The 10,771-nt window shown below is 62.6% G+C and carries 11 protein-coding genes and 1 riboswitch; of the genes, 7 read left to right on the forward strand and 4 right to left on the reverse strand.

The window, feature by feature from the left end; translation table 11 throughout:
• The 3 genes from VFE81_RS26225 to VFE81_RS26235 form a co-directional block, all read left to right on the forward strand.
• Positions 1–562, forward strand: a 562-nt coding sequence (locus VFE81_RS26225) for a DeoR family transcriptional regulator (RefSeq protein WP_325047370.1), incomplete at its 5' end; no start/stop codon positions are given.
• Positions 563–870: 308 nt separating this feature from the next.
• Positions 871–1,068: a hypothetical protein gene (locus tag VFE81_RS26230; protein ID WP_325047371.1), complete on the forward strand. Its 198-nt coding sequence runs from the start codon at positions 871–873 to the stop codon at positions 1,066–1,068.
• A 193-nt stretch (positions 1,069–1,261) separates the two neighbouring features.
• Positions 1,262–1,888, forward strand: coding sequence for a TetR/AcrR family transcriptional regulator (locus tag VFE81_RS26235; protein ID WP_325047372.1), 627 nt, complete (start codon positions 1,262–1,264; stop codon positions 1,886–1,888).
• 98 nt (positions 1,889–1,986) lie between these two features.
• Here VFE81_RS26235 and VFE81_RS26240 read toward each other — a convergent pair whose 3' ends face one another.
• Entirely contained in the window at positions 1,987–2,361 is a 375-nt protein-coding gene (locus tag VFE81_RS26240; RefSeq protein ID WP_325047373.1) for a hypothetical protein, read from the reverse strand.
• Between the two features lie 202 nt (positions 2,362–2,563).
• On the opposite strand from VFE81_RS26240, the gene glpD reads away from it, so the two are divergent.
• From glpD to VFE81_RS26260, 4 genes are all read left to right on the forward strand, one after another.
• On the forward strand, positions 2,564–4,123 hold the full coding sequence (gene glpD, locus VFE81_RS26245; RefSeq protein ID WP_325047374.1) for a glycerol-3-phosphate dehydrogenase: 1,560 nt from the start codon (positions 2,564–2,566) through the stop codon (positions 4,121–4,123).
• A 233-nt stretch (positions 4,124–4,356) separates the two neighbouring features.
• Positions 4,357–5,856: a glycerol kinase GlpK gene (gene glpK / locus VFE81_RS26250; RefSeq protein WP_325047375.1), complete on the forward strand. Its 1,500-nt coding sequence runs from the start codon at positions 4,357–4,359 to the stop codon at positions 5,854–5,856.
• 93 nt (positions 5,857–5,949) lie between these two features.
• Positions 5,950–6,663 (forward strand): MIP/aquaporin family protein, encoded by a 714-nt coding sequence (locus VFE81_RS26255; RefSeq protein ID WP_074282251.1) that lies wholly within the window; start codon positions 5,950–5,952, stop codon positions 6,661–6,663.
• A 206-nt stretch (positions 6,664–6,869) separates the two neighbouring features.
• Positions 6,870–7,556: an HAD family hydrolase gene (locus VFE81_RS26260; protein ID WP_325047376.1), complete on the forward strand. Its 687-nt coding sequence runs from the start codon at positions 6,870–6,872 to the stop codon at positions 7,554–7,556.
• A 216-nt stretch (positions 7,557–7,772) separates the two neighbouring features.
• Here the strand turns inward: VFE81_RS26260 and ribB are convergent, their stop codons facing one another.
• The 3 genes from ribB to VFE81_RS26275 form a co-directional block, all read right to left on the reverse strand.
• The gene (ribB, locus tag VFE81_RS26265) at positions 7,773–8,492 is read right to left on the reverse strand and encodes a 3,4-dihydroxy-2-butanone-4-phosphate synthase (protein ID WP_325047377.1); all 720 of its coding nucleotides are present in this window, start codon (positions 8,490–8,492) and stop codon (positions 7,773–7,775) included.
• Between the two features lie 146 nt (positions 8,493–8,638).
• A riboswitch (FMN riboswitch) is annotated at positions 8,639–8,891 on the reverse strand.
• 120 nt (positions 8,892–9,011) lie between these two features.
• On the reverse strand, positions 9,012–9,701 hold the full coding sequence (locus VFE81_RS26270) for an XRE family transcriptional regulator (protein ID WP_325047378.1): 690 nt from the start codon (positions 9,699–9,701) through the stop codon (positions 9,012–9,014).
• 237 nt (positions 9,702–9,938) lie between these two features.
• The coding region (locus tag VFE81_RS26275; protein ID WP_325047379.1) for an MFS transporter at positions 9,939–10,771 on the reverse strand (833 nt) is incomplete at its 5' end.

Consider the following 10,771-nt stretch of genomic DNA (forward strand, 5'->3'; position numbering starts at 1 on the left):
CACGGCGCGTCAGCGGATGTTCCATGACGAGAAACGGCGCATCGCGACGCTAGTGGCCACTCACATTCCCGACCAGGCGTCCCTCTTTATCAACCTCGGCACGACCACCGAAGAAGTCGCCCGCGCGCTCAACCGGCATCGCGGCCTGCGCGTGATCACCAACAATCTGAACGTCGCCAGCATGATGAGCGGCTATCCGGATTGCGAAGTGCTGGTGACGGGCGGCATCGTGCGGCCGTGGGACAAGGGCATCGTCGGCGAACTGGCGATCGACTTCATCCGCCAGTTCAAGGTGGACTTCGCGATCATCGGAACGTCGAGCATTGAAACGGATGGCACGCTGCGCGATTTCGACACCCGCGAAGTGCGCGTGGCCGAGGCGATCATCCAGCATGCGCGCACGGTGTTTCTCGCCGCCGACAACTCCAAATTCGGCCGCCCGGCGCTCGTCCGTCAAGGTCATCTCGATCAGATCGACGCGCTTTTCACCGACGCCGCGCCGCCCGCCGAGATGAACGAAATGCTCGCCGCCGCCAACTGCCAGGTGTATATCGCCGAGTAATCCCAGGCGTCTTCGGCCATGTTGCAGCGCACGCAAAACCTCGAGTGAAATCAAGGATCTGGCCGCTCCTCCAAACCGCCTCTGCGGGCTCCAATTGTCAAAGGGAAAATTTACTAGGGCCCCTTTGGTGTTTAACGAGCGTTTGACTACACTCCAGTTCCCCAGCGTCCGTTCCGCGTTGCACGGAGTGCTGGCAGCGTGAACCTGTCGTGATAGCCGTACCTCCCGCCTGATCCCCTAGCGGACTTCACTGGCATCTGGCCAGTCGCCGGCAAGGCCGTCCGCGTTAGCTTGACATGGAGAGAACGATGCTGAGTCCGCATGAATTCGCCACGTTGTTGCTCGTCAAGGACGCTCCCAATCAAGTCGATATGGAGCGAGAAGAACTCGACGCCCTGCTGGAACGCCAGCTTGTGCAACTTGAACGGCTCGCGTCGGGCGACGAACAATGGCGCGTGACCGAAACCGGCGACAACGCACTCCGGGCCATCAAGCGTTTCTCGTAGCACGTTGGGTTTTGAAGCCAACGATCGACAGCATGACGGCAGGCTGCGCCGCGGTGACCTTGCGCGCATCCTTACCGCTTCCATGCCGCCGCGCATTTTTTGTCTCGAACGAGGCGGCCGCATAAACGGCCGCTTTGTTGTGCCCAATTCATTTACACAGTAAATTGACGCGACGGACCTTCTGCCTTCGCGCATGCCAAAAACGCTCTCCTCCGACGACATCCAGCATTTCCGCGAAACCATGCGGCGCGTGGCCGAAAACGCGTTCGCTACGCGCGGCGCGCAAGGCGTGACGATGCGCGAACTGGCCAAGGAGCTAGGCTGCAGCGCGATGACGCCCTATCGCTACTTCCGCGACAAGGACGAGATCCTTGCGATGGTCCGTGCGGCGGCGTTCAACCGCTTCGCGGCGCGGCTCGAAGCAGTGGCCAAGGAAACTTCCGCGACCGACCGCTCCGCCATCAGCGACGCCTACGTGGCGTTCGCACTCGACGAGCCGCATGCCTATCGCCTGATGTTCGATCTGAATCAGCAGGAAGGTGCGTACCCGGAACTCACCGCCGCGTCGCAACGTGCCTGGCGCATGCTCGGGGCGCACTTCGAGCAGCTCGTTGCCGCGGGCATTCTGGAAGGCGATCCCCAATTGATCGGCTATGCCTACTGGGCAAGCCTGCACGGCTTCACCATGCTGGCGCTCGCCAACCAGTTGCCGTTGCCACAGGCGCAACAAGCCGCGGCAAGCAACGCGCCGACGCGCGAGGCCGTGCTCGAGCAGATTCGCAGGATGTTGTGGCGGGGGGCCCTGCCGCAGCGCGGCTAGCCCTTCAACCCTTCAACCCTTCAACCCTTCAACCCTTCAACTCACTCAACGCGAATAGCCCGTTGGAGGCACCGGGGAGAGAGGTCCGAGCGCGAAGCTCAGCCCGCGCGCAAAGTCGGATCAGCCGCCGCGCGCCAGCTCAACGCCTTGGCTCGCTGGTCGATGAAGAACGTCACCCATTGATTGCGCACCTGCGGGTCGGGGCTCACTGCCAGGCTCGTGTAATGCTGCGCAAGCGAGGCCTGGAACGCGCAGTAGTCGTCCTTCGACAACTTGCCGCGCCGATTCGCCACGTACGCATCGAACAGCGTCGCGTAGACGCCTTGCGCGTCGTTGCCGTAGTCGACCGTCTGGGCACTGCACATCTGCTGCAACGACACGAACGAGGGCGCGCCCATCGTTCCGTTCAAGCTCGGCGAGCTGACGCATCCCGTCAGAAGCGCAGCGGCGCCGATCATCCAAAGTCCACGCATGAATTCACCTCGAAATGGCTGCTGCCGTGAGTATCGTCCGTGGCCGGGCGTTACGCCACCACCTTAGCCAACCCGTTAGAAGTACACGTCAGAAAACCGAACTTTACTTTTTCGAATATGTTCATTAAAGTTCGAAAACGAACACTATCGGTTCGATAGTTTTTTCAAACAGCTTCCGGAACAGACGCAGGGGACACAGCAGGTGACGCAAGGCTCGAGATACGATTTGCTCGTCGTGGGCGGTGGGATCAACGGCGCAGGCATCGCACGCGATGCGGCGGGCCGCGGCCTGTCGGTGCTGCTCTGCGAACAGGACGATCTGGCGGCGCATACGTCGTCGGCCAGTACCAAGCTGATTCACGGCGGCCTGCGCTACCTCGAATACCGCGAGTTCGGGCTGGTCCGCAAAGCTCTGCAGGAACGCGAAACGCTGCTGCGCGCGGCGCCACACATCATGTGGCCGCTGCGCTTTGTCATGCCGCACATGCCCGATCTGCGGCCGGCCTGGCTGATCCGCGCCGGCCTGTTCCTTTACGATCATCTCGCCAAGCGCGAACTGCTGCCCGGCTCACGCGGCATCGTGATGCGCAACCATCCTGCCGGCGCACCGCTGGTCGATTCGATCAAGCGCGGTTTCGTGTACTCGGACGGCTGGGTGAACGACGCGCGCCTGGTCGTGCTGAATGCGCTGGATGCCCAGGAGCGCGGCGCAAAGATTCTCACGCGCACCAAGCTGCTGAGCGCCGTGCGTGCCGGCGGCGAATGGCGCGCGCAACTCAAGCGCGCGGACGGCACGATCCTCGACGTGCGCGCTGCCTCGATCGCGAATGCGGCTGGTCCGTGGGTCGGCGAATTGCTGCACGGCGCGCTCGGCCGCGAGGCAACGCACAGCGTGCGCCTGGTGAAAGGCAGCCATATCGTCACGCGCCGTCTGTTCGAACATGATCACGCGTACATCTTCCAGAATCCGGACAAGCGGATCATCTTTGCGATTCCGTACGAACACGATTACACGCTGATCGGCACGACCGACCTCGAATATCGCGGCGACCCGTCGAAAGTGGCGATCGACGCTGACGAAATACAGTACCTGTGCGACTCGATCAACCGCTACTTCAAAGAGAAGATCTCACCGCAAGACGTGCGCTGGACCTACTCGGGCGTTCGTCCGCTGCTCGAGGAAGAAGGCGCGGACAACCCTTCGGCGGTCACGCGCGATTACTCGCTGGAACTCGATGCGCCCGCAGGCGAGGCGCCCCTTCTGTCGGTGTTCGGCGGCAAGATCACGACGTTCCGCAAGCTGGCGGAAGAAGCCGTCGACAAACTCGCGCACGCGCTCCATAACGGCACGCCTTCGTGGACGGCCGGTGTGCCGTTGCCCGGTGGCGATATTCCGCAAGCCAATTTCGAGCGCTTCCTCGCCGGCTTCAAGCAGCAGAATCCCTGGCTGCCCGCCGACCTGGCTCACCGCCTCGCCCGCGCGTACGGCACGCGCGTGAAGCATGTCATTGGCAACGCGCGCTCGGTGGCGGACCTCGGCCGCGCTTTCGCGCCGGGTCTCTACGAAGCCGAACTCACTTATCTGCGCGACACCGAATGGGCGCGCAGCGCGCAGGACGTGTTGTGGCGCCGCTCGAAACTCGGCCTGCACCTCGAACCGGGCACGCTCGATTCGATCACACGCGACATCGACACCTGGCTCGCTCGTGAGCCGGTCCGACAGAGTGCCCAGTCAGGTTATTTAGTTGAGCCGCCTAGTTAAGGCACTTGGTTAGGCTGCTCCGTTAGACCACCTGGTCAGGCCACCGAGTCAGGCTGTAGCAATGCGGCCCAGCCGCTTGCATGACCCCGTTTAACCGAATCGATTTTCACCCCTTGGCTACTGACAAAGCCGGGACGCACAAGCTCAAACTGTTGCAGCCCGCTTAAAGCAACAAGCCGTTCCCGTCGCCGGTCAGCGATCCGGCGATTCATAAAACACATGGAGAAGAGACAATGCAGGATCAGTACATCCTCGCGCTTGACCAAGGCACCACCAGCTCCCGCGCGATGCTGTTCGACCGGCTCGGCAATATCGTGTCGACCGCTCAGAAAGAATTCCAGCAAATCTATCCGCGTCCGGGTTGGGTCGAGCACGATCCGCAGGAAATCTGGTCGACGCAGGCCGGCGTCGCCGCTGAAGCGGTCACGCGCGCCGGCATGAACGGCACGTCGATCGCCGCGATCGGCATTACCAATCAACGTGAGACCACCATCGTGTGGGACCGCGAAACCGGCCACCCCATCTATAACGCGATCGTCTGGCAAGACCGCCGCACGGCCGACTTCTGCGATCAGCTCAAAGAGCAAGGTCTCGAAGAAAAAGTCCGCGCGAAAACCGGCCTGCCGATCGATTCGTACTTCTCGGCAACCAAGATCCGCTGGATCCTCGACAACGTCGAAGGCGCACGCGAAAAAGCGAAGCAAGGCCGCCTCGCCTTCGGCACGGTGGATAGCTGGCTCGTGTGGAACTTCACCAAGGGCGGTCTGCACGTCACCGATGTGACCAACGCGTCGCGCACGATGTTGTTCAACATCCACACGCTGAAGTGGGACGACGAACTGCTCGAAGCGCTCGACATTCCGCGCAACATGCTGCCGGAAGTGCGTGCGTCGTCGGAAGTGTATGGGCCGACCAAAACCACTGTGTTTGCCTCCAAGATTCCGCTCGCGGGCATTGCCGGCGACCAGCACGCGGCCCTGTTCGGCCAGATGTGCACGCAGTCGGGCATGGTGAAGAACACCTACGGCACGGGCTGCTTCCTCGTGATGAACACCGGCGACAAGCCGATCGAATCGAAGAACAATCTCGTCACCACCATCGCGTGGCAGATCGGCGACCAGATCAACTACGCACTCGAAGGCAGCATTTTCATCGGCGGCGCAGTGGTGCAATGGCTGCGCGACGGCCTCGGCATCATCAAGAACGCCACAGAAATCGAAACGCTGGCGCGCAGCGTACCGCATAGCGACGGCGTGTATCTGGTGCCCGCGTTCGCAGGCCTCGGCGCGCCGCACTGGAATGCCCGTGCGCGTGGCACGCTGTTCGGCGTAACGCGCGGCACGAGCTCGGCGCATATCGCCCGCGCCGCGCTCGACTCGATCGCCTATCAATCGCTCGACGTGCTGAAAGCAATGGAAGCCGACTCCGGCATTCGCATCGGCGAATTGCGCGTGGACGGCGGCGCTTGCGCGAACAATCTGCTGATGCAGTTCCAGGCGGACATTCTCGGCGTTGATGCAGTGCGGCCCAAGGTATCGGAGACGACCGCACTGGGCGCGGCGTATCTGGCCGGTCTCGCGGTCGGCTACTGGAAAGACGTGGACGAACTGCAAAGCCAGTGGGCGCTCGATCGCCGTTTCACGCCTGCCCTGCCGCACGCCGACGTCAAGGAATGCCTCGACGGCTGGAAGCGCGCCATCCGCGCCGCGAAGGCCTGGGCCGACACGCCCTGATTGTTTTCCATCAGTACCATAAGACACCTTTCGACATAACGAAGCCGCTTTATTCCGCGGCTTCCCTAACAACTATATTTCGGATAACAAACGATGTCTCCTTACATTGCGGAATTTATCGGCACCGCGCTCCTGGTGCTACTCGGCAACGGCGCGGTCGCCAACGTGCTGCTCGCGCGCACCAAAGGCAAAGGCGCGGACCTGATCGTGATCGTGATGGGCTGGGCGATGGCCGTGTTCATCGCCGTGTACGTCACGGCATCGTACAGCGGCGCGCACCTGAATCCCGTCGTGACGATCAGCCTCGCGCTGGCGGGCAAATTCGCGTGGGCCAAAGTGCCAGGCTATATCGCGGCGCAGATGCTCGGCGGGATGGCGGGCGCCCTGCTCGTGTGGGTCGCTTATCGTCAGCACTTCAACAAGGAGGCCGATGCCGACGTGAAGCTCGGCGTGTTCTGCACGTCGCCCGCCATTCGCAGCGTGCCGCATAACCTGCTCACCGAAATGATCGCGACTTTCGTGCTGATTCTCGGCGTGCTGTATCTGGCTTCGCCGCAGGTTGGCCTGGGTGCGCTCGACGCGCTGCCGGTCGGCCTGCTGGTGCTCGGCATCGGCATTTCGCTCGGCGGCCCAACCGGTTACGCGATGAGCCCCGCGCGCGACCTGTCGCCGCGTCTGATGCACGCGCTGCTGCCGATTCCGGGCAAGCGCGACAGCGACTGGCGTTATTCGTGGATTCCGGTGTGCGGTCCACTGATGGGCGGTGCGGCGGCAACGGGACTGTATCTGTACCTGCACGCGCACTGATCTTGCAACGTACGCCCAATAAAGTGCGCACCAAAAGGGGCCCGCTAAGGGCCTTCTCAAAGCACGTTCAGCGCCGCAAATAAGCACCGACGGACAGCGATGGCGCCGCGCACGCGGCGCCAAAGCACGTATCATGATGTTTTCAATCTCCGCGCATGAGCTTGCAACTGTCCTGCTCGCGTGCCTCTCGCTTTCCGCTTTAAAGCATGATCGACCACCTCATCTGTGACTGCGACGGCGTGCTCGTCGACAGCGAAATCATCGCTGACCGCGTGTTGCTCGAAACGCTGTCCGCCAGCTTCCCCGGCCTCGACTTCGAACCGGCCGTCAAAACGGCGTTCGGCCAGCAGACCTCGCGCTTTCTCGAAGGCATCGAGAAATCGTTCGATATCACGCTGCCCGCCGATTTCTTCAATACGATCGAACACAATGTCGAGCTTGCGCTCGCGGCATCGCTCAGCCCGATCAACGGCGTGCGCGAGGCCTTGCAACGCGTGACGCTGCCTGCCGCGGTCGTGTCGAACAGCCGGATGGCGCGCGTGCATGCATCGGTGCGGCGCGCGGGCTTGCAGCAGATTTTCGGCGAGCGGATTTTCAGCGCCGAACAGGTGGCGCGGCCAAAGCCTTATCCGGATGTGTATCTGTTCGCAGCGAAAGCGCTGGGTGTGGACCCGGCGCGATGCATTGTCGTGGAAGATAGCGTGGCCGGTTTGAATGCGGCGCGTGCGGCAGGCATGAAGACGATTGCCTTCGTCGGCGCGAGCCATATTCCCGACGGTTACGCGGATGCGCTACGCAAGATGGGCATGACACGCATCATGAAGCACATGGATGAGCTGCCCGCACTGGTTGAGGCCGGTGTACGAGGCGAATTCGGCGACGTGCAGTCGTAACGGGTGCGGCAGTAAGAAAGCCGGCTTTGATGAACTCGCCCCGCAAAGTTGGAAATCCGTCCAACGATTTTGGGGTGCCGTTCATCAAAGCCGGCTTTTTTTCAAACGCGCGAGAATGCGTGAAATTCGCGCTGGCGGGCGCCGTCGTCGTATAGCGCGACGGAACGTCCGCGCTCAACCTCCAACAGATCACCGCACGCGACACCGCTTAACGCATCACGCCTCGTCGGCCACGCATTCGCGCGCCGTCGCCAGCGCCTGGCGGAATTCCACCAGCTCGGCGATCGTCAGCATCGGCAGATTGTGTTGCACGGCGAAGCGCTCCACGTCCGCGCCGCGCGTCATCGTGCCGTCCGCGTTCATCAGTTCGCACAACACGCCGGCCGGCTTCAGACCCGCGAGAATCGCCAGATCGACCGTGCCTTCGGTGTGGCCACGACGCGCAAGTACACCGCCGGGCTGCGCACGTAGCGGAAACACGTGACCCGGGCGCACGATATCGGCGGGCTTCGCCGTGTCGCTGATTGCCGCGCGAATCGTCGTTACGCGATCGAGTGCGGACACGCCGGTCGTCACACCTTCGCGGGCTTCGATCGAAACCGTGAACGCGGTGCCATGACGGCTTTCGTTGTTGACGGCCATCGGCGGCAGCTCGAGTGCGCGGATCTTGTCGTCGGGCAGGCACAGGCAGACGATGCCGCTGCATTCGCGGATCAGCAAGGCCATGGTTTCGACGGAAAGACGCTCGGCAGAGACGATCAGATCGGCTTCGTTCTCGCGGTCGTGATCGTCTTGCAGGACGACAGCGCGGCCATCGCGCATGGCTTGCAAGGCGGCGGCGATACGTGGCGGAACGGGCTCGGTGGCGAGCAGGGGAAGATCGAGAATTGCATTGTCTGCAATCACCGACGGAGCAGGAAAAGTAGCAAAGGACATAGTTGAAACGCTCATCGCAAAAGTTGGGCGAAAAACGTTTCAGGGCATTGCAAACAGACAAAGACGCGCCGTTGAACGCCGCGCAAAGCGACGCTCGCGCACCGCGCCAATCTCGGGCGGCGCCACGGAAACGAACATGACTATCTGCACATCTTCTTCCATCCGGACTCTAACCGTCGGCTCTGGCTTCTCACCAGATCTGCTGACCCCGTGTCGACCAGAGTTAGCGCTTTAGCGCTTACTCTGTTCCCATGCAAAGCTCTTACTCTGGTCCCATGCAACGTAGTTGCACAGCGCCAAACACATTGACGACACGGGCGCTCGCGGGCTCACCGGCTCACGCTTTCGCGCTGCCGGCATACCGCCGGTGGGGAATTTCGCCCCGCCCTGAAGACGCACTGATTGCCGGATTGACCGGCTGGCAAAGCATACAACAGTCGCGCGGGACCTGCAGCGCAACCCCTACTGATTAGACGGACATCTCTGCTTCGCAGCGAATCCGCCCGGAAACCGCTGATGTCAGACCGGCGCGGCCTGCCGTGTCACGTCGTGCGACGCAGGCACATCCCAGCGCGGCGGCGTTTCCGCCTTCAGCGTCACGCGAAACGCGCGCGCTTCGGTGTCACCGGGATTGCGCAGGCTGTGCGGCTGGTCGGCGTCGAACACGATCGCGTCGCCCGTGGCCAACAATTGGCGTTGATCGTGCACGCTGACTTCCAGCGTGCCTTCGCTCACCACCAGATTCACCGTGGTGCCCGGCGCGCGGCGCGTGCCGGACTCGGTATGCAACGGCGCGATACGCAACTCGTGAAACTCGGCGGCGGTCGGCTCGGCATCGGGATAAAGCGGTCGGGCCGAGTAGCGCCCATTCGAACTGACGAGGCGCGACGAACGCTCCGCCGGCAAATGTTCGAAGCCGTTGGTCGCATGACGCCGCAAGAACGCCGCCACCGATACCTTCAACGCCGATGCCACCTTGCACAGCACCTTGATGGATGGCACACTGCGCGCCGACTCGATCTGCGCGAGCATCGCTCGCGAGACGCCGGAAGCGCGGGCCAGGGCGTCGAGCGAAAGTTGGCGCTCGGCGCGCAAACGGGCGAGATTCACGCCGACCAGATGTTCAAGAGCATCGAAGGGTTCAGCGGCACGCAGCGACGCATCGGTGTCAGCCGTGGGATCGCGAACCAGCGCAAGCGGGGAATGCATGATTGCCTCCAGTAGCGCCGCCGGACGGCGGGCAAGCGGTTAATGGAAGCAAGATAGCATCGCGCCTTGCCGCGCCCAACGAAGTTATCTTCACACTGTTATCAGCATTGCGGAGGACGATTCTCGCAAAGCTTGTGCGAATTTTTCATATGGGCATGTTTGGGCTCAGATGCGCTCGAGCGCGTTCACACACTCGGGCATATCCATCCGGGGAGATCAGGTGCGTCTCACACACACTCAGGCGCGCTGCGCGACGACCGATGCAGGAGCATCCATCCGTGCCGCGAACCACGTGAGCAGCAACGCCGCCACGCTGACCGCCGCCGCGACCCACGGCAGCGTATCGAGCGAATGGCCATGATTGATCACCAGACCGCCGAGCCACGCGCCGCCAGCATTGCCCACGTTGAATGCGCCGATATTGAGCGTCGAAGCCAGATTCGGCGCCGCAGCGGCCTTCTCGACCACGCGCATCTGCAACGGCGGCACGGTCGCGAACGCCGCAATGCCCCACACGAAAATGGTGATTGCCGCGGCCACCTGCGAATGACTGGTGCGCGCGAAGATCGCCATCACCACCGCGAGCGCCACCAGAATGCCCATCAGCGAAGGCATCAGCGCACGGTCCGCGAGCTTGCCGCCCACGGTATTGCCGATCGTGAGACCCACGCCGAACAGCACCAGAATCAGCGTCACGCCACGCGGCGAGAAGCCGCTGACCTGTTCGAGAATCGGCGCGATATAGGTGAACACGACGAACACACCGCCGAAGCCGAGCACCGTCATCGCGAGCGCAGTCCAGACTTGCGGGTCCTTCAGCACGCGTACTTCATGGCCCAGCCCGACCGGGCCGGAATCATGACGATTCGGCACCAGCAGCGACACGCCCGCCAGCGACAATACGCCGAACGCGCTGACAATCCAGAACGCCGCGCGCCAGCCGAATTCCTGGCCGACGAAAGTGCCGAACGGCACACCCAGCACATTCGCCAGCGTCAAGCCGGTGAACATCAGTGCAATCGCGCTCGCCCGCTTTTCAGCCGGCACGAGCGAAGCCGCCACCACCGCGC

The organism is Paraburkholderia sp. (assembly GCF_035656215.1).
Taxonomy (GTDB): Bacteria; Pseudomonadota; Gammaproteobacteria; order Burkholderiales; family Burkholderiaceae; genus Paraburkholderia.